The sequence below is a fragment of the Zwartia panacis genome (assembly GCF_030410395.1).
GTDB classification, from domain to species: domain Bacteria; phylum Pseudomonadota; class Gammaproteobacteria; order Burkholderiales; family Burkholderiaceae_B; genus Zwartia; species Zwartia panacis.
This window is the reverse complement of record NZ_JAUHHF010000001.1, coordinates 1-19,291: the sequence shown is the minus strand read 5'-3', so window position 1 is coordinate 19,291 and position 19,291 is coordinate 1. Positions and strand designations below refer to the sequence as shown.

18 protein-coding genes are annotated in these 19,291 nt (G+C 54.8%); 12 read left to right on the top strand and 6 right to left on the bottom strand.

Translation table 11 applies throughout. The annotated features are described in order from the left end of the window. The first annotated feature begins 15 nt into the window (after positions 1 to 15). Together gloA and QWY30_RS00085 are read left to right on the top strand one after the other, a co-directional pair. On the top strand, positions 16 to 408 hold the full coding sequence (gene gloA, locus QWY30_RS00090) for a lactoylglutathione lyase (RefSeq protein ID WP_290237165.1): 393 nt from the start codon (positions 16 to 18) through the stop codon (positions 406 to 408). A 4-nt stretch (positions 409 to 412) separates the two neighbouring features. Next, the gene (locus QWY30_RS00085; RefSeq protein ID WP_290237162.1) at positions 413 to 1,558 is read left to right on the top strand and encodes a glycerate kinase; all 1,146 of its coding nucleotides are present in this window, start codon (positions 413 to 415) and stop codon (positions 1,556 to 1,558) included. 3 nt (positions 1,559 to 1,561) lie between these two features. Here QWY30_RS00085 and rsmA read toward each other — a convergent pair whose 3' ends face one another. The 3 genes from rsmA to QWY30_RS00070 are packed head-to-tail and all read right to left on the bottom strand — an operon-like array spanning position 1,562 to position 6,303. Further along, the gene (rsmA, locus tag QWY30_RS00080) at positions 1,562 to 2,359 is read right to left on the bottom strand and encodes a 16S rRNA (adenine(1518)-N(6)/adenine(1519)-N(6))-dimethyltransferase RsmA (RefSeq protein WP_290237909.1); all 798 of its coding nucleotides are present in this window, start codon (positions 2,357 to 2,359) and stop codon (positions 1,562 to 1,564) included. Between the two features lie 6 nt (positions 2,360 to 2,365). Continuing rightward, positions 2,366 to 3,901, bottom strand: coding sequence for a peptidylprolyl isomerase (locus QWY30_RS00075; protein ID WP_290237160.1), 1,536 nt, complete (start codon positions 3,899 to 3,901; stop codon positions 2,366 to 2,368). Positions 3,902 to 3,924: 23 nt separating this feature from the next. Further along, the gene (locus tag QWY30_RS00070) at positions 3,925 to 6,303 is read right to left on the bottom strand and encodes an LPS-assembly protein LptD (RefSeq protein WP_353958784.1); all 2,379 of its coding nucleotides are present in this window, start codon (positions 6,301 to 6,303) and stop codon (positions 3,925 to 3,927) included. A gap of 200 nt (positions 6,304 to 6,503) precedes the next feature. Between QWY30_RS00070 and QWY30_RS00065 the strand changes: the two genes are divergently transcribed. The 7 genes from QWY30_RS00065 to QWY30_RS00035 are packed head-to-tail and all read left to right on the top strand — an operon-like array spanning position 6,504 to position 13,694. After that, the gene (locus QWY30_RS00065) at positions 6,504 to 7,520 is read left to right on the top strand and encodes an aminoglycoside phosphotransferase family protein (protein ID WP_290237158.1); all 1,017 of its coding nucleotides are present in this window, start codon (positions 6,504 to 6,506) and stop codon (positions 7,518 to 7,520) included. Continuing rightward, entirely contained in the window at positions 7,520 to 8,203 is a 684-nt protein-coding gene (murU, locus tag QWY30_RS00060; protein WP_290237156.1) for an N-acetylmuramate alpha-1-phosphate uridylyltransferase MurU, read from the top strand. The genes QWY30_RS00065 and murU overlap by 1 nt, the downstream gene beginning before the upstream one ends. 22 nt (positions 8,204 to 8,225) lie before the next feature. After that, positions 8,226 to 8,954, top strand: a complete 729-nt coding sequence (locus QWY30_RS00055) for a hypothetical protein (RefSeq protein WP_290237154.1) — start codon at positions 8,226 to 8,228, stop codon at positions 8,952 to 8,954. A gap of 25 nt (positions 8,955 to 8,979) precedes the next feature. Beyond that, entirely contained in the window at positions 8,980 to 10,524 is a 1,545-nt protein-coding gene (locus QWY30_RS00050; RefSeq protein WP_290237152.1) for a glycosyltransferase family 39 protein, read from the top strand. A gap of 10 nt (positions 10,525 to 10,534) precedes the next feature. Beyond that, complete coding sequence (locus tag QWY30_RS00045; protein WP_290237150.1) at positions 10,535 to 11,596, top strand: lysylphosphatidylglycerol synthase transmembrane domain-containing protein; 1,062 nt, start codon at positions 10,535 to 10,537, stop codon at positions 11,594 to 11,596. Positions 11,597 to 11,629: 33 nt separating this feature from the next. Beyond that, positions 11,630 to 12,862, top strand: a complete 1,233-nt coding sequence (locus QWY30_RS00040; RefSeq protein WP_290237148.1) for a glycosyltransferase family 9 protein — start codon at positions 11,630 to 11,632, stop codon at positions 12,860 to 12,862. Next, the gene (locus tag QWY30_RS00035) at positions 12,855 to 13,694 is read left to right on the top strand and encodes a phosphatase PAP2 family protein (protein WP_290237145.1); all 840 of its coding nucleotides are present in this window, start codon (positions 12,855 to 12,857) and stop codon (positions 13,692 to 13,694) included. Before QWY30_RS00040 ends, QWY30_RS00035 begins: the two co-directional genes overlap by 8 nt. Before the next feature lie 73 nt (positions 13,695 to 13,767). On the opposite strand, the gene QWY30_RS00030 is transcribed toward QWY30_RS00035, so the two are convergent. Further along, a complete protein-coding gene (locus tag QWY30_RS00030) occupies positions 13,768 to 14,481 on the bottom strand; it encodes a ribonuclease activity regulator RraA (protein ID WP_435433337.1) in 714 nt (237 codons plus the stop codon). Between the two features lie 65 nt (positions 14,482 to 14,546). Next, positions 14,547 to 15,488 (bottom strand): dihydrodipicolinate synthase family protein, encoded by a 942-nt coding sequence (locus tag QWY30_RS00025; RefSeq protein WP_290237143.1) that lies wholly within the window; start codon positions 15,486 to 15,488, stop codon positions 14,547 to 14,549. A 216-nt stretch (positions 15,489 to 15,704) separates the two neighbouring features. Here QWY30_RS00025 and QWY30_RS00020 point away from each other — a divergent pair, with 216 nt between their 5' ends. The 3 genes from QWY30_RS00020 to QWY30_RS00010 are packed head-to-tail and all read left to right on the top strand — an operon-like array spanning position 15,705 to position 18,041. Next, positions 15,705 to 16,691, top strand: a complete 987-nt coding sequence (locus QWY30_RS00020; RefSeq protein WP_290237141.1) for a Bug family tripartite tricarboxylate transporter substrate binding protein — start codon at positions 15,705 to 15,707, stop codon at positions 16,689 to 16,691. A gap of 6 nt (positions 16,692 to 16,697) precedes the next feature. Continuing rightward, positions 16,698 to 17,603: an amidohydrolase family protein gene (locus QWY30_RS00015; protein ID WP_290237139.1), complete on the top strand. Its 906-nt coding sequence runs from the start codon at positions 16,698 to 16,700 to the stop codon at positions 17,601 to 17,603. 18 nt (positions 17,604 to 17,621) lie between these two features. Next, the gene (locus QWY30_RS00010; protein WP_290237137.1) at positions 17,622 to 18,041 is read left to right on the top strand and encodes a carboxymuconolactone decarboxylase family protein; all 420 of its coding nucleotides are present in this window, start codon (positions 17,622 to 17,624) and stop codon (positions 18,039 to 18,041) included. A gap of 43 nt (positions 18,042 to 18,084) precedes the next feature. Here QWY30_RS00010 and QWY30_RS00005 read toward each other — a convergent pair whose 3' ends face one another. Beyond that, positions 18,085 to 19,146 carry an isocitrate/isopropylmalate dehydrogenase family protein gene (locus tag QWY30_RS00005; protein WP_290237135.1) on the bottom strand — a complete coding sequence of 354 codons (1,062 nt, stop codon included), beginning with the start codon at positions 19,144 to 19,146 and terminating at the stop codon, positions 18,085 to 18,087. Positions 19,147 to 19,291: the final 145 nt, after the last annotated feature.

Below are 19,291 nucleotides of genomic sequence, written 5' to 3'. Positions count from 1 at the left end.
CAGCAAGGAATATCCATGAGAATTTTGCACACTATGTTGCGCGTTGGAAATCTTGAGCGCTCGATTGAGTTTTATACAAAAGTCCTCGGCATGCGTGTCCTGCGCAGCACGGAATATCCGAGCGGCCGCTTCACGAACACCTTTGTTGGATACCAAGACGAAAGTGAAGGTCCGGCACTGGAGCTCACCTACAACTGGGATACATCCTCTTACGATCTCGGTACAGGCTATGGTCATATCGCACTGTCCGTTGACAACGCCTACGAGGCCTGCGATCAAGTCCGGGCACGCGGAGGCAAAGTCACACGCGAAGCCGGTCCGATGAAACACGGCACCACCGTGATTGCTTTTGTCGAGGATCCCGATGGTTACAAAATCGAGCTGATTCAAAAAAAGACCGCCGCCTGATCCCATGAAAATCGTGATCGCCCCTGACTCTTTCAAAGAGTCCTTGTCCGCGCCCATGGTTGCCGAGGCCATCGCAGCCGGATTGCGTCAAGCCGCTCCACACGTTCAGTGCGTGAGCATCCCAATGGCTGATGGGGGCGAGGGAACCGTCGAGGCAGTTTTAGCTGCGACAGGCGGAGAGCGTCGCAGTAATCAGGTGCAGGATGCCCTCGGCCGTCCCATCCAGGCGCATTGGGGCTGGCTCCCTGGCAAAGTCGCGATCATCGAAATGGCCTGCGCGGCAGGTCTTGAACACATTGCCATCACAGAACGCGATCCTTTGCGCGCGAGTAGTTTTGGCGTCGGACAACTGATTGCTCATGCGCTTGATCTGGGTGCGGAACAAATCGTGTTGGGTCTCGGTGGATCGGCCACCAATGACGCAGGCGCGGGCATGCTCCAAGCGCTGGGCCTGAGACTCCTGGATCAACATGACAATGAACTGCCACCCGGTGGGGCGGCACTCGCCAAGCTCGCACGGATCGACCGCGCAAAACTTGACCCCCGATTAAAAGGGGTTCAAATCACCATCGCCTCAGATGTGAACAATCCCTTGTGCGGACCCACGGGTGCTTCGGCAATTTTTGGTCCCCAAAAAGGCGCAACACCAGAACAAGTCAGCACACTGGACGCAGCCTTGAAACATTTCGCAGACAAGTGCGCAGATGTCCTGAGTCACGACCACCGCAACGCGCCAGGAGCTGGCGCTGCAGGAGGCTTGGGATTTGCGGCACACGCCTGGATGCAGGCACGTTTTCGACCAGGCGTCGAAGTGGTCGCAGAGCTCGGTGGGCTAGCACAGGCGATTCAGGGTGCACAACTCGTCATCACGGGCGAAGGTCGCATGGACGCGCAAACCCTCCATGGAAAAACGCCGATGGGAGTAGCCAAAATCGCACAAGCTGCCGGTGTGCCCGTCGTCGCGATTGTGGGTTCGCTGGGTGCTGGATATCAAGCGCTGTATCCCACCGGTATCATCGCGGCCTTCAGTCTCGTCTCTGGACCCATGAGCTTGGACCAAGCCTGCTCAAATGCCGGGCAACTGCTCCGCGACCGGGCCCAGGATGTCCTCAGATTATGGCTCGCCGCTGAAAAGCATCAGACGCGATAAACGTCAACGTACGCTTGCCTGCCACAAAGCGTCTGTCATTCCAACGAAACCCGCAACTGAAACCTGCTCGGCACGCCACGTAGGCTCGATCCCCAAACTCTCCCAGGGAATCGAAGCCGTCCATTCTCCAAGCACACCACGCAGCATTTTGCGTCGCTGTGAAAAAGCGCGCTGCACGACCTGCGCGAATAATGTGTCGCTCTGCGCCCGCAAGCGCTCCGGGCCCAAAGGAATCATGCGCACAATGGACGAAGTCACACGTGGTGGCGGATCAAAGGCGTCTGGCGACACATCAAACAGTTTTTGAATCCGATAGCGATATTGCAACATCACGGACAAGCGGCTGTAATCGGACTCGCCTGCGCGAGCCACCATTCGATCCACCACTTCTTTTTGCAGCATGAAGTGCTGGTCAATCACGCGCTCTGCACAACCAACCAAGGCAAAAAGCAATGGGCTCGAAATGTTGTAAGGAAGATTCCCGACAATACGAAGCTTGTCGCCAAACTGGGCGAAATCAATCTGTAAGGCATCGCCTTCAACGATATTGAGTCGAGCTGCGGGGAAACGCTCACGCAGACGCTGCGCCAGGTCGCGATCAATTTCGATCACAGACAAGCGTTCGAGACGTTCAAGCAATGGGGCCGTCAATGCAGACAAGCCCGGGCCGATCTCGACCATGTTGTCCTGCTGCTGCGGGGCGATCGCGCGAACAATGGACTCCACCACAGCAGCGTCGACCAGAAAATTCTGGCCGAACCGCTTGCGAGCCTGATGCGCCTGAGAACCGTGGTTTGTCACCACGCCTTAGCGTCCTGACTGACGTTGGCTTTTTTCAAGCCTGTTGTCGATGAAGGACTGACTGCGCACTTGCTGCAACCACGCTTCAAAAGCGACATTCGATCGCTGCTGGAAGATTTGCTGGCGGGCCTGGTTACGAATGAACTGATCCGCCATATCCTGGGTGCGACGTCCATCCACAATGATCAGATGCCAACCAAACTGACTCTGCACAGGCTGACTGACTTCACCCTCTTTGAGTGCGTTCATCGCCTTTTCAAAAGGCGGTACGGTTTCACCAGGATTGAGCCAGCCCAGCACACCACCCTGAGGCGCAGACGAGTCATTAGAAAAACGTTTTGCCATATCGGAGAAAGACTCTCCGCCCTGGACAATTCGCTGCCTGATTTGCTCAAGTCGCTGACGGGCAATTTCATCGGTGACGACTGCGGTCGTCTTGATCAAAATATGTCTGGCTTGTGTTTGCTGAACTGGCATCGGTCCCTGAGGAACGGGTCCGCCCGGGGTGCCTGGTGCAGGTGCTGCCTGAGGTTTAGGTTCCGGAGGTGGTGGTGGAGGCGCACCGCCTGCGCGTCCAATCACCTTCAAGATATGAAAGCCGTTGGGACTTTGAATGATGTTACTCACACGGCCATCGGGCACGCCCGCCACGCCCTTGAGAAACAGGTCAGGCCATCCGCTCAGTGGACGCACCCCCATATCTCCGCCTCGGCTGGCCTCTGGACCATCGGACGAAGCTTTGGCAACGGCCTCAAAACTCTCACCTTTACGCACACGAGCAAGCAGTCCCTGCGCCTTGGCGCGCAGCGCTTTAACTTCCTCTTCGCTCGAGCCTTCTGGCACACGCACCAGGATCTGGGCTAACCCCATGATGGCAGGCGTTGCAGCCTGCGGTTTTGGCTGAGGCTTGGGTGGTGGAGGCGGAGGTGGCGCGGGACGCACGGAAAGCGGCAGATTGCCTTCTTTACGCGCCTTTTGTTCTCTCAGATAGGCGTCCACATCGGCATCACTCACAAAAATGGTGCTGTCCACGACTCTTTGCCTGAGTTGCTCAACCATGATTTCGCGACGAATCATGGCGGTGTAATCGGACCAGTTGATACCTGCGCCTTCGATCTGCTTGCGCATGACCGCAACAGTCGTGTTGTTACGCTTGGCAATAATCTCCATGGCGGAATTTGTCATCGCATCCGTGACATCAATACGCTGGCGACGAGCCTCTTGTTGCTCGAGTGTCTCGGTAATGAGGCGCTGCAAAATTTGAGCCTCAATCACAGAATCGGGCGGCGCCTGAATGCGCTGGGCGGCAAGTTCGCGTTTTGTAATACGAACGCGGGAATCGAGCTCTCGGCGTGTAATGACATCCTTGTTGACGACGGCGACAATTCCGTCGGCGTCTCGCTCAGTAGCTGATTTTTGGGCGGTATTGGCTCGATTTTGATTTTGCGAACCTAGCTGTGCAGTACTCGTCAGCGCAAAAGTCGACAAACCCAGGAACGTCAGCCATGTGAAACAACGCCGAATAATGGTCGTGCTTTTCATTGAGCTTTTCGTAGCGCCTGTCATCATTCATACCTTTCAAATTTATTGACTCGCGGAAGCGGCGGATTAATCGGCTGATAGTCGGGAATACTTCGGCCAATAACAGCCATGGGATTTTGGCCGAGATTGCCTAAACCACCTAACTCGAGCTGAAAAAACACACCTGTATTGGTTTGATCCACACTCACAACGTAGCGCTGCATCACGACACGCCCAGTCCAGCAACAGTCGCCCTTGTACTCAAGACCCAGCACTGCCTGAGTGACTTTAGGAATATCAAGTGTTTGAGAGGGATTAATGATGCTGGGTGCAAATACCTTGTTGAATGAGTAGTCCACACGACCAATCGAGTACCACTTGTTTGTCAACGGCCATTGAAAAGCCGCGCTAACCTGATTTTGACCTTGGGGCTGGTACAAACTTAAGGCAGGCGGATTGACCTGATAGCGATAAGATAACGCTAGAGTCGCGAGCCTCTGTGGGCGCCAGCGACTAGTGATCTGAGCACGATTGATCTGGCTAGCGTAGGGGTTGTATTGCAGCAGCGAGGATAAGTTGAGAGTATCCGTCAATGCCGCATTTCCACCGAAGAGAAACTGAGACTTGGTGTTGGTGCGTGGAATCTGTCCTGGCAAGGTCACCAACTGATCTTCGAAATAGTATTGTTGAGCGATTCCAAGCTGCAGTCGCTCAAAACCCGAGCTCGCATCGAGCCAGCGGGTCGTCAGAGCAAAGGTCGCCTGGTTTGCGTTGGAAATCCGGTCAAAACCCGCAAAAATATTCTCCTGGAAGGCAGAAGAAAAACTAAAGTCCGCCAGCGTTGTATCGTAAACAGGATACTGAGACTGATCCCTGTAAGGCACCCGCAGATAGTAGGCTCGAGGCTCAAGCGTTTGGAGCGCGGATTTGCCAAAAAAAGTCGTATCGCGCTCAAAAGTCATACCAGAGTCGACTGACATGATCGGCAATGCGCGACCATTGGAAGGCTGTCCGTAACCAAAAGTCTGCTCAAGGCCATACCAGTTCGTCTGGTACTGAGACAGACTCATAGCAACTTTGGGGGTGATATACCAGCCTGGTCGTACGATGGGATAAGCGATCGAGTTATATGAAAGCAAGCGCTGACCGTCTGGGCGCCAGCGTAAACTACCGCCTGGTCCAAAAGCGAATCGATTATCAAGTGGCGCCTGAAACTCTGTCAAAGTATTCAAGCTTTGTACATCAAACCCACCGATATCAAAGCGTGAGGCATTGATCGCGTACTCGGGAACCTTGTTGTACTGCGGGATCACAAGCGTGCCAGTAGGTGACAGCGTCTGGAAAGTCGACACCGCTACGCTTGTAGTAACGTACTCACTTCCCCAACCTCCGCCAACCTGACGGGGTAGGGCGCTAATGACAGCCTGATTAATACCCAGGCTGGCAAAATCATTGAAGTAATTGTCATCCGACACGCCGTTGACGTTATAACCACCAAAAAAGCCTCGCCCGAAACGTTGGCTGTGCTGCGCACTGTATAGCCAGCGATCCTCGCCTGTTTGCAGGTCCTTAGCCAGATAAGTACCCGCCATTTGACCGCTGTAACTCGCTCCAAGGTAGCGAAATTCTCCTCCAAGCTGTACGCCTCGCTTGGACATCGCGCGAGTCTGCAGTGTTGCATCGTAATTGGGTGCGATGTTGAAATAGTACGGCTGCGTGTAATCGAAGCCGGTATTGGATGTGTTGCCGAACGTTGGCAACAAGAAACCGGATTTTCGTTCCTTTTTAATCGGAAATGTCAGATATGGCGAAGCCAGAATCGGTACATTTTTAAAATAAAGCACCCCGTTTCGGGCCACGCCCTCGTTAGCAGCGTAATCCAGATCGAGCTTTTCAGTTTCTATGTACCATGAAGGCTGCGGACATGGGCAGCCGCTATAGGTGACATCAGTGATACTCATCTGATCTCGATTGAAAACATCCGCCCAAGACCCCGCTCCGGCACCACCATCATCCAGCCAAAAATTAGGCTGATCCACGCTGGCCGTGCCATCTTCTGAGTTGTAAATAATGCTAGTACCGGAAAGGATGTTTCCATCTCTAATCAGGCGCGCATTAATCTGAGCGTCCATCACGCCCGTGCGCTTGTTGTAGTCAATAATGTTGGCCTTCAGGACGGCATCTTGCCTTCTGATGCTGGCTTTACCCCGTAATCTGGCATTTCCCTGGCTATCACCCTCGATCTGTGCTCCTTCGAGGAAAGCTGGCATTTCCCTGTCAGGTACTGTACTGCGCTCGAGCAAAGGCGAAACACGTAGACCTGGGCCTACAATCGCGGGTGCAGCAGGCGCAGGGGAAGGTTGCGCATGTACCGCCGCAATCCCCAGCCCCGCAAGCAACCACAGCGAATGATAGATACGCACGTTCTGAAAAGTCACCTTAATACAGACACTTAGCAACAAACCAGGTTTGTTTGCTTTGAAAACAGCTCTAAAAATATGTTCTATCCTGACGCTATTATAGAGAAGCCCCTCATCTTTGCTGTGATCGATCAAACGGTCGGTCAGATTCAATTTTTCACTACATTTTCGCGATGATGTCAACCTCTTCTTCCGACTCCAGAATGACCCGGCTCCTTGAGTGGATTCAGACCTGCCCAAGCTCCTTGGGCCTCGATCCTGCCAGCATTGCACCCGCCTCAAGCGATGCGAGTTTCAGACGCTATTTTCGAATCAACGCTGCGCAGGGCACGCTCGTCGTGATGGATGCGCCACCGCCTCAGGAGGACTGCAAACCTTTTGTCGATGTAGCCCAAAGACTCTCGACTGTCGGGCTGAACGTACCCAGGATCCTCGCCCAGGATCTGACTCAGGGATTTCTACTGTTGTCCGATCTGGGTCCCACCACGTATTACGACTGCATTCAGGCGGGACTTGATGATGCCACGCTGCAAAAAATTTATCGTGAGGCATTGGCCGCACTCGTGCAAATGCAATCTGCCAGCGCTGCGGGACTGCCTGTCTATGACGTCGCTCGCCTCAAAGATGAGCTCGGCCTCTTTGTCGAGTGGTATGTCACGGTCCATTGCAAAGTGACCTTGAGCCCTGAGGCCTTAAAAGGGCTGGATCAAGTATTTGATTTACTGGCCAATCGCAACGCCGCGCAACCTCGCGTGCTCGTGCACCGCGATTTCCACTCCCCGAATCTAATGCGTTGCGAACGCCCGGAACACGGCGCCAACCCCGGCATTTTGGATTTTCAAGATGCCGTCTCCGGCCCGATCACCTACGATCTGGCCTCACTGGTGATGGATGCCCGTACAACCTGGGAAGAACCCCAGCAATTAGACTGGGCCATTCGCTACTGGGAACTAGCCCGAAAACACGGTTTGCCAGTGCCTACCGATTTCGCAGATTTCCACCAGGATTACGAATGGATGGGACTGCAACGCAACCTGCGTATTCTCGGTGTGTTTGCCAGACTCAACCATCGCGACGGCAAGTCAGGCTATTTGGCGCATATTCCTCGCGTCAATCAGTACGTCCGCCAAGTCGCCGGACGCTATCTCGCGTTCAAACCTCTTTTGCGTGTGCTTGACGAACTCGACCAAGTGCAAACCAAGGTGGGATACACATTCTGATGCGTGCGATGATTCTGGCTGCTGGGCGCGGGGAGAGAATGCGCCCACTCACCGACACTCTACCCAAGCCACTGATTCCCGTCGCCGGCAAACCACTGATCCAGTGGCATATCGAAAAACTCGCAGCGGCCGGGATCAAAGAGATCGTGATCAATCACGCTTGGCTGGGTGCGCTGATTGAACAAACGCTTGGCGATGGTCATCAATGGGGCGTTCATATCCGCTACTCAGCCGAAACGGTTGCGCTCGAAACGGCAGGAGGCATTGCCACGGCGCTGCCTCTTTTGGGAACCGATCCTTTTCTGGTGATAAACGGAGACATTTGGTGTGACTGGGATCCTGCTCAAGCGCTGGAGATCGCCTCATCGTTGCAATGCACTGCACAACAAGCGTGGTTGCTGCTGGTGGCAAATCCCGCGCATCATCCTCACGGAGATTTCGGGCTGTTGCCGACCGGTTGCGTGACCGATGACACGATGCCCAAATTCACCTTTTCCGGTATCGGTGTGTATCAGCCCTCTCTTTTTGCCCATACTCCGGCAAAACAACCCGCAAAACTCGCTCCATTGTTACGCGATGCGATCGTTCGCACACTCGTGTCAGGAGCACTTCATCAAGGGGTGTGGATTGATGTCGGTACCCCCGAGCGGCTCAACACGTTAGAATGCATACTCAAGAGTTGATGTCCGCGATGCGGAGAATGATATGGTGATACGTGTTCAAGCCAAACGCGCGATTTTCAAACCAGCGCCCTACGATACACGCCGCGGCTCCCGCGGCTTGCCCGGCTGGCTGATTCTCTTTTTGATCGGCATTTTGCTGGGTGGTGGCGGTGTTCTTTTTTTGCAGGCAAGTTATGGTGAAAAACGCCTTTCTCTTGCCGAAACGCAAAAGCTCACCGAAGAGCTCAAGAATCTGACGGTCGAAAAACAAACCTTGCAAACCAAGGTAGACGAGTCGCAAAAGGTGCTCGACGCCGAAATCAGCGTGCGCGACACGAAGATCAAAGAATTGACAAGCAGTCTGTCGACCGCAGAATCCTTGATCGGACCTTTGCGAGAACAACTGAACTTGTTTGCGCAAACCTTGCCGTTCGACCCGCGTTATGGTCCGATCGGTGTGAGCACCAGCTTGTTTACCCAAGGGAAAAACTCCACCAAACTGTCCTATCTGGTGTGGTTATTGCAGGAAAACGCTCAAAAACCTGAGTTCAAAGGATGGCTCGAATTATCCTTTGAAGGACGATATGCAAACGGTCGGGTGGAAACGATTACTTTGCCCCGCATCGCGGTCAAACTCAATCACTTTTTGCATGTCACCGGAACAACAGACTTGCCCGCAGGTTTTACCGCCACGCGCGCGAATGCCAAAGTCATCGCCGAGGATGGCAAGCGCCAAGTGACCTGGCGTGTCCTGCCTGTTCAGGTCAAATAAAACCACTCTGGTCGTCCGAGAAACCGTGCACACCAAACATGCCCGCAGCGTCGCGACAACCTCCGCTGCGTCCTGGATCAATTTGACCTCGTTGTTGGCGCTTGGTCTGCTGATTCATCTTGGCTTTGGCGCGCTCTTGACTCTGTCGGTCGACGAAGCGCATTACGTGTTGTATGCCGCCAAGCCTGACTGGAGTTATTTTGACCACCCGCCTCTTGTCGGCTGGATTCAATGGCCCCTGGTCGCAGCGGGTGCGCCGGATAGCGTGATTCGCCTGATTCCACAGCTTCTTTGGCTGATCGCATGTTTATTGACGCGGCGGCTCGCCATCCAAATTTACGATCTGCGGCTCCTGAGGGATGCCGCTCAGGACAAACCAGCCATCAGCCGCGATACTGTGGGCCTATGGGCGGTCGGATTAGTATTGCTCGCCCCAGTCATGCACGTGCTGGCTGTGGGCCTCTTGCCTGACAGCCTGCTAATGGTGCTGGTGCTGCTGCTCATGTCCGTCACCCTCAAACTCGCGCAGCCAGCACCTCATCACACTGCGCAATGGTTAGCCCTAGGCGTCTTGCTAGGCTTGGCGGGCCTTTCCAAATACACCGCTGTTCTACCTGCCGCAGCCGTCATCGTGACCTTGCTTGTCACGCGCGGAGTCCGGTTGTTGTTGACCGCAGGTCCATGGTTTGCCGCTGTTGTCGCGCTGGTGATGATCAGCCCGGTCCTGTACTGGAACGCTCAACATGAATGGATTTCATTTACCTACCAACTCCAACACGGCAGCGGGGGGGCATGGAAGGCACGCAGGCTCGCTGCTTTTGCTGGGGTTCAACTTGTCGCCTACGGGCCCTTACTCGTCCTGGGTGCCTACCTGGCATCACGTCAAATAATCAAAAGCAAGCAGTGGTTAGGCGCAGGATTGCTGTTGTTTTTCTTTATCCCCTTTGTTGTCACGGGTTTGATGTCGGGCGGAGGGGGGAGCCTGCCACACTGGACAGCGCCTGCGTGGCTTGCAATGACACCATTCGCCGCGAATGCACTGGCTGAGCGCTGGGCAAGTGGTCGTCAAGCCCTGATTCTGGCTTTCATTCGGGCGCAAGCGGTGATGTGTCTGGTCGCTTTTGCTGCATTATTTTTCGTGGGTATCCCCGGCCTGTCCGCCGATCATCCGCTCGCGCGCAAAAACCCGCTCGCCGACCTCTGGGGTTGGGATGAGGCGGGTTTGAAAGCTCTCGAACTGGCGCGCGCGCACGACCTTCCCTCTCTCTCGGTGCGCAACTGGACGCTGGGTAGCCGACTTGCTTGGTACGGCAGACCCCTGCCCGTCTATGTACTGGATAACCGTTTCGATCAATTTGACCTGTGGTTTGGCAAAATTCCCCCCGGCACAGACAGTCTTTTTGTAAACTGGTCGCAGGTTCACTTTGATCTGCCTACCCAGACAGGCGAATTCGAGTGGTGCAGGCTAATTGGCAGCTTCGAAGCTAAACGCTTGACCCGCCACGTCTCGCGCTTTGATTATTACCATTGTCGTCAATGGGGCGCCAACCACAACGCCACCACCAAATAATGCGATTCACTTGAAACAACTTTTTAAACAACTCTGGCCTTACATTCGAATCGCGCTTTCCATCGCCCTGCTCTGGCTAGCGACGCGCAATATTGACTGGCAAGCCTTGCGAGACACGAAAATCGCCATCGTGCCCGTTTGGTTCGGATTGGCATTTCTGATGCTCGTTCTGACCAACCTGCTGGCAGTGCTCCGCTGGGGCTGGCTGATGCGCAGTGTCAAACTTTACAGACCTGCCAGGGACTACATCTCGCTTTATTTTGCGGGTGGTTTGATCAATCAAGGCTTGCCCAGCACGATCGGGGGCGACAGCTATCGCGCAGTTGAAGGCAGTCGCCCCTATCACGCTGGAGTATCCGCGTCTCGAGATCCGGGGCCTCATCAAACCCTTGCACAAGAGCTCCACTCTCCGGTCGATCTCAATCGCGCGCCCCCCAGGTTGCGGTTGGGGTTTTTTAGTGTTGCGCTCGACCGTGGGCTGGGCCTACTTGGAAACAATATCCTGGGCGCGCTGGGACTGATCTTGGGCGGAGCGATGCTCGGCCCTTGGGGCCAGGCACTGGGCTGGTGGCTTCTTGGCGCCATGCTGGCAGCCGCCGCACTGGCCTCGCTCTTGATCAAAATATCCGCCAGTCGCGCGCTGATCCAGCGAATTTTGGACAAACTTGGTATGCCGCAGGCCATGTTTGCGCTTAAAACCGGGTTGGGCTGGCCCAACGTCTTGCCTCAGCTTGTGATTTCCGTCATGACCCATGTCCTGGCATTGACGAGCTTTTGGTGTTGCCTGAAAGCCTTCGGTATCAGCGCGCCTTTTTCTGCTCTCATGATTGGTATGCCAGCACTCGGCCTACTGATGATGCTGCCTATCAGCATCTCGGGCTGGGGACTGCGCGAGGCGACGCTTTCGGCCACGCTCGCACTGTGGAACATTGATAGCGGGATTACCGTTCTGGCTGCCGTCAGCTTTGGGATTGTGACGCTGGTCACCTACCTGCCAGGTGCGCTGTCTCTGTTGAGGCGTAAGCACGAGGATGCCGGCACTGCAGCGCCCGTCTCCTCCAAACACCATTAGAATACTCAGCTTATGAGCTTAAGTGTTGATACCATGCGCACCATCGACCATCGCGTCGGTGTTCCGCTTTGTGCCTTATTCACCCCCATCGTGATCCTGATCGACTGGATCACACGCCTGTTTGCGGGCAAGCCTGCGATGCCCCGTAAAGTTCTCTTTATCGAACTTTCCGAAATGGGGAGCGCCATCATTGTCGATCCCGCGATGCGCGATACACAAGCGCGTGGGGCAGAGATCTTCTTTTTGATTTTCAAAAGCAACCAGGCCAGTTTGAGTTTGCTCAACACCGTACCCGCTGAAAATGTGTTCACGATCGACTCGAGCTCGGTCGTCTCACTCGCACGAGATACGCTCAAGTTTTTCGTATGGGCACGCGCACGCAAGATTGATACTGTCATTGATCTGGAGCTTTTTTCGCGTTTTACAGCGCTCCTGACCGGTTTGTGTGGCGCGCGACGCCGGGTCGGTTATCACATCTTTCACGGTGAAGGTCTGTGGCGCGGCAACATGCTGACCCACAAGGTTCATTACAACCCCCACATCCACATCGCCAAAAACTTCCTGTCCCTGATTCATGCCGCATTCTCGACTGATCAGGAAACCCCGTTTAGCAAAATACATATTCCCGACGAAGCGATCAAGATCGCACAGGCAGTGATTGATCCTGCCGTTCGTCAAACTGTGCTCGATCGCATCGAAGCGCTCGCAAAAAATGCACAGTGCGTGTTCAAACTGGGCAACCAACCCCTCTTTCTGGTCAATCCCAACGCAAGCGAATTACTGGTTCAACGTCGCTGGGCGCCTGAACGTTTCTCTGCGCTGATTATTGAACTCAATCGCAAATGGCCTGACAGCCTGATTTTGATCACCGGTTCCCCTTCGGAATTTGAGTATGTCGAAAACGTTCGGGTAGGCGCTCAGGTGAGCAGTGCGCTCAACTTTGCAGGCCAAGTCTCTTTCTCCGAATTACCCGCTCTATACAGTCTGGCCGATGTCATGGTCACCAACGACTCGGGTCCCGGGCATTTTTCATCCGTAACGGATCTGCATACGGTGGTATTGTTCGGACCCGAAACACCTGCCTTATATGGCTCGCTGGGCAAGTCAATCCCCATCACCGCTCAACTCGCCTGCTCGCCTTGCGTGAGCGCCGCCAATCACCGTAAAACGCCTTGCTCGGACAATGTCTGCATGCAGGCAATCTCTGTGGCGCAGGTGATGGAGAAAGTCGCTGTGCAGTTTGAAGCGGCCCGTGCGCATGTCTGATCCTCGAGATCAACAGGCCGCGGTGTCTCGCGCCAGCAATGTCCCGACAGTACAAGGCCGGGACTTTGTCTGGTGCCTGATTCCGCTTGTCGTGTGGTTGGGGCTTTGGCTGTTCGCACCCGAACCCCAATTGTTTCGTCTGATCAATACCTCCGCCCGGGCTCTGCCTGATTTGTTTTGGGCAAGCTTTAATATGCTTGGCAATGGCTGGGGAATCTTCGCCCTTGCATGTCCCTTGCTGCTGCTCGCACCACGCTTGCTCACCGCCGCCCTCTGCGGTGGGGCGATCTCCGGAATCATTTCACGAATCCTCAAGCACACGCTCGAAATGCCCCGCCCGGCCTCCGTGCTGGATCCCGCAAGCTTTTACATCCTGGGCAAACCGCTGACTTCGCTGTCGATGCCCTCCGGACACACACTCACGGCTTTTTCTATTTTGACGGCCTTTTATTTTGCGCTCGAACCTGACAAACGAGGTGCCTACCGCTGGTTGTTTGTGGTGGCGACTCTGGCGGGCGTCGCACGCATCGCAGTGGGTGCGCACTGGCCAGCAGATGTCTGCGCAGGTGCGGCGATCGGACTGTTCAGCGGTGTTGCAGGCGTCTGGCTGACGCAACGCATACCCGCACGCGCCTTGCGACCTCAGTCATGGTTGATGCGCATCATCAGCGCCGCAGGTCTCGTTGGGGTCTATATCCTCTTGACCACCACCATCGACTTTCCAGAAACAAGACCCGCTCAATTTGTCGCGGCTGCCATCGCAATGATCAGTATCGCGTGGTTTACCTGGCGCTCATTTGGACCATCTCGCAACAGCAACATAGCGGCATAAATCGTTTGATGTAAAGCGTAAAAAAAGGTCTGCGCTTTTGCGCAGACCTCTCGAATAGAACACAGCAAACTGATTACTTCTGGCCTGTTTCCGCCTTGTAGCGCGCCAGATTTTCTGCGTTGGGTGGATACAGACCTGGCAGAGGATGGCCCTTTTCAACCTGGGACATGATCCAGGTTTCCAATTTTTCCTGAGCCGCTGCGCTGGTCACCACGTCATCGAGCATCGCGGCGGGAATCAGGACTGCGCCATCATCGTCCACGACTACGACATCGCCGGGAAACACGGCAACACCACCGCAACCGATGGGCTGCTGCCAGTCCACAAAGGTCAGACCCGCCACTGATGGAGGTGCTGCAGCACCGGAACACCACACAGGCAATCCAGTTCCGAGCACACCCGCGAGATCGCGTACCACGCCATCTGTCACAAGCGCGGCCACTTTCTTTTTCGCCATGCGCGCGCACAAGATATCGCCAAAAATACCGGCATCCTGAACACCCATCGAATCCACCACGGCGATGCAGCCTTCGGGCATGTCTTCAATCGCTCCACGCGTGGACTTTGGTGACGACCAAGACTCCGGCGTCGCCAAATCCTCGCGTGCTGGCACAAAGCGCAGTGTGAACGCGCGCGCCACCAGACGTGGCTGACCAGCGCGGATGGGCTTGGTGCCGCGCATCCAAACGTTGCGCAAACCCTTCTTGAGCAAAATCGTTGTCAAGGTTGCGGTGGAGATCCCTGCGAGGATGTCTTTCACCTTGGGATCAAGTTGCATATCTACCATGAGTAATCTCCGGGATACTGATTGAGTGGTTATTGATTAAAAGCGAACCTAGGGGATCTGAATGATTAACCCAGGGCTGCCAGTTTTTTCTCTTGCCTGGCGACCAGTCGGGCAATGTCGGCTAGGTCGAGTGCGGATAATTTTGGACCTGGCTTTCTGACAGCAGCCGAGGCGATCGCACCACGCTGGGCCAGCAGATGCTTGCGCACAGCCAAACCGACGCCCGCCTGTTGCTCGTACTTGGCCAGTGGCAAATAGCAATCAAAAATATCGAAAGCGCGCTCGACATTTCCTGCTTTAAAGGCGTTCACGACGTCGACCATCATCTCTGGGTAGGCAAAGCCGGTCATCGCGCCGTTGGCGCCACGTACCATTTCTTCGGGCAGGAACAAGCCGCCACCATTACCGGTCAGTATCGAAATCTTGCGCAAATCACCCTTTTCGATCGCCTGACGCACAGCCGACAGCTTGGCCAACCCTGGGAAATCCTCGTGTTTGAGCATCACGCAGGTTGGCGAGTTTTTCAAAATTCGCAAGACGACGCTTGAAGACATCTGCACACCCGTCGAGGTGGGGTGATCCTGCAAGCACCAGGGCACATCGGGCCCCAAAGTCTCGGTCACCATGTCGAAGTAACTGCAAATCTGGTCATCGGTACGCACGGTCGATGGCGGTGCGACCATGACTCCGGCAGCGCCCATGTCCATGACGCTTTTGGTGAGCTCGCTCATTGGCGCAAAGCCAGCGGCAGAAGCCCCCACGACGACGGGGACTTTGCCCTGAACGCGGGCGAGCACCTGACGAACAAACTGGCGCGACTCCTCGGCAGTCAGCTTGGTGGCTTCACCCATGATGCCAAGAATAGTCAAACCCGTCACGCCGCGCTCGAGACAGAAGTCGACCATACGGTCTGTGCTGGCCAAATCGAGGTCCCCATTGTCTTTAAAGGGGGTCACGGTAATCAGGTAGACGCCTTCGGCGGTCTCGTTAAAGGTGTTCGCAGTCATTCGGTTATTCCTTGTCTCTTTGCCAACCGGCCGGACTCATCCGGCAGGAAAATGCGGTGCGCGTTACGTTAGCACAAAGGACGTCCTAGAAATGGCTTGCACGACGCCCTCAAAACCAATAGTCTAAGCGATACCAAAAACAGTTGCTCAGTCTACAAGCATCCCTCTGGCGCCTTTCTGGCACCTGCTTCGAGACTGAGGCATTCGGAGACCGCTATGAAACTATCCAGACTTCTTCCCAGCCTGGCCCTGTCAGTCTGCGCCCTCGCCTTGGCAACAGGCACTCAGGCTCAAGCCCAGGACTTCCCTAAACAGCCGATCAAACTGGTCGTGCCTTGGGCGCCTGGTGGCAACGTCGACATTACCGCCCGCGCGGTCGCACCCAGCATGTCCGAGATTCTGGGTCAGCAAGTGATTGTCGAAAACAAGCCCGGTGCAGGTGGTTTTATCGGTAGTACCGGCGTCGTGAAATCCACGCCGGACGGCTACACCTTGCTGTTGGGTTCGAGTGGATCAATCTCGATTGCGCCTGCGCTCACGCCGACATCGCCCTACAACCCCGTGACAGACTTAGTTGCGATTGGACCCATTCATGCCGTGCCAATTGTCTTGAGTGCCTCGGCCAAAGGGTCGATGAAAAATTTTGCTGATTTTGCTGCGCGCGCCAAAACAGACAAAAACCCAATTTCCGTGGGCTCAGCAGGTAACGGTTCGACCCAACACCTTGCACTTGAATTACTGGCCTTGAAAATGGGCGTCAAGCTCAATCACATTCCCTACAAGGGTAGCGGCCCCGCCTTGGTGGACGTGATTGGCGGCCAAGTGGACACGATGATGGACCAACTCACCGCGTCGCTTCAACACATCAAGAGTGGCGCACTGATTCCTTTGGCGCAAACAGGCAAGACGCGCTCACCTTTGCTCCCCAATGTGCCAACGTTTGAAGAGCTCGGCGTGAAAGACTTTGACATGATGACGTACACAGGGATTTTTGGACCCAAAGGCATGCCTCAACCTGTCATGGACAAGCTGACAAAGGCGTTGAAGGAGACGCTTGAGCGTGACAGCGTCAAAGAACGCTTTGCAGGACTCGGCGTGGAAATCATTCCTCTGGATCGCGCAGCGTTTCAGGAGTATGTCAACAAAGACTACAACACGAATAAAGAAATCGGCAAAGCTGCCAACATCGTCATCAATCAATAAGTCGTCATGAAGCCACACGCCACACCGCTGCCACCCATTCTGGATTTGCGCGCCCCCAAACGCCAGGTGCCTGCCGGAACCATCGACTGTCATGCGCACATCTTCGACCAGATGGAGCGCTATCCAATGGATCCCAATCGCAAATACAGTCCACCTGTCTGTACGCGCGAATCCTGGCTCAATATGCATCGCATCATGGGTGTGCATCGCGGTGTGCAAGTTCATGGGTCGATTTACAGCTTCGACAACAGCATCACCGAAGACTTCATCAAGACCGATCCCGAGCGTTTTCGCGGCGTTGCAGCGATTGCGCCGGGAACCCCCAAGGCGCATATTCAGCGCCTGCATGACGCCGGATTTCGGGCCGCGCGCCTCATGGATCAGTATCCAAACGGAGCAACCACGCGCGATCTCGAAGCGATCGCGGCGCTGGTGGCGGATTTTGGCTGGCACATTGAAATCAACATCCTCAATGGTGCGGACTGGATCGGTCTTGAAAAACGTCTGATGGCTTGTCCAGTTGGCTTAGTGTTTGACCACATGGGACGGATCCGCGGCAATACAGGTGTGCACTCCGAGGAATTCGCTGTCTTGCGTCGGCTGCTCGATCAAAAATCCGATACCTGGGTCAAAATTTCCAGCTGGTACCGGATGTCAGATGTCCCCGTGCCAGCCACAGGTATGCCACTTTATCCGGACATGAAACCATTTGCCCAAACATTGCTGACGCATCACGTCGATCGCTGCGTGTGGGGGACGAACTGGCCTCACCCAGGTCTCCACGCCAATATTCCAAACGACATCGACTTGCTCGACCTGTTGGAAACATGGATACCGAACGATGAAGCGCGCCAAAAACTTTTCGTCACAAACGCCGAGCGTTTATATGGCTTCAAACCCTATCAACAATGATTCCGACAAGACCCTGACATGAACAAAGAAACGAGCGAACCAGGTCACGAGCAAAGCATGATCGATGCACTCGAGGAAAATTACAAACACATTCTGGGATTCGTACCTGATCGGATTCACTCGCGTATCACCCTTGGCGTTAAGACAGCGCCGGAGATGACAGAGGGTGTTGAACGCCTGCGTGCCCAGCTGCTCGAACCAGAGGCACTGGATCTGAAAACCAGTCAGCTCATGGCGTTCGGCATGTTGTTGATGAACTTGTCTCAAGCCGCTGAAAACCACGCAGTCGCGGCACTCCGCGCGGGTGCCTCGGTCGCGGAGCTTCAAGCTGTTGCGGGGATCGCGTTTGTGTTTCGAGGTATTCCGGCAATTAACCTGTCAGGCGACGCAATTGCCGGAGCATTGAAAAAAATCGAGGCTCTCAACAAAGCAGGTTAAGAGCCCCTTTCCTGGTACTAAAGCGAACACTCAGGCCTCTGATTTAAGCCCTCGACAAACGCTCCAGCAAGGCCTGACCCGTCTCTTTGGTACCAAGCTTGCCACCAATATCTTTGGTCGACTCACCTGCTGCGATCGCTTGTGCCATCGCGGTTTCCATCACCTGCGCGGCAGTCACAAACTGAGGCTTGTTTTTGCGCTGGCCATACCAGTTCAAGAGCATCGCCACTGACCAGACCTGCGAGAAGGGATTGGCAAGGTTCTTGCCCGCGATATCTGGCGCCGAGCCGTGCGCGGCCTGAGCCATGGCGTAATCGGAGCCGGCATTGATTGATCCAGCCATTCCCAGACTACCGGAAAGCTCGGCCGTGAGATCGGACAAGATATCGCCGAACATATTGGTCGTCACCAACACGTCATAACGCTCCGGCGTACGCACCACGTGCGCCATCATCGCATCGACAATGATCTCTTCGATTTGCACCTCGGGAAACTCTTTGCCCACCAGGCGGCACGAGTCAATGAACATGCCGTCTCCGAGCCTCAGCACATTGGCCTTGTGAACAACTGTCACGTGTTTTCTGCGTGTCATCGCGAGCTCGAAGGCCGCACGTGCAATCCGCTCGCAACACAGTCGCGTAATCCGGCGCAAGGATACGACGACATCAGGTGTGATCAGCATTTCGCTACCACCCGACTCGATATTGCGATCCGCGTAAAAGCCTTCGGTGTTTTCGCGTACGACCACGAGATCGAGCGGCTTGTGTGGTGTGCCACAGCCCGGAAAAGTCTTGGCGGGTCGAATATTGGCGAACAAGTCGAGACTCTTGCGGAAAAACTTTGACGGATTGATCTCGCCCTTGGCTTCGTCTTTAAAATCGTAAGTGGCCATCGGACCGAGAATCAATCCATCCGCATTTTTGACGGACTCGAGCAAACCAGGGTGAATCGTGGTGCCATATTTCTTGAGACTCTCATGCCCTGCGATGTCGTGCTTGAGGGACACATCGAGTTTGAATTTTTTAGATACAAATTCAAGCGCATCCACTGCTACGGAAACTGTTTCAATCCCAATGCCATCGCCTGGCAACACAATAATTTTCATGGTGAGTCTCTAAAAAAGAAGGTGGTTTCAAGTACGAAGTGCAACTTTGATTAATTGGGCGGGTTGGCTGAGAGTGTTCTAGCATCTCAGATTTCCAGACCGCCAAGTCAAAGTCACCTTATGAGCTACAAACATCTCAGCCAAA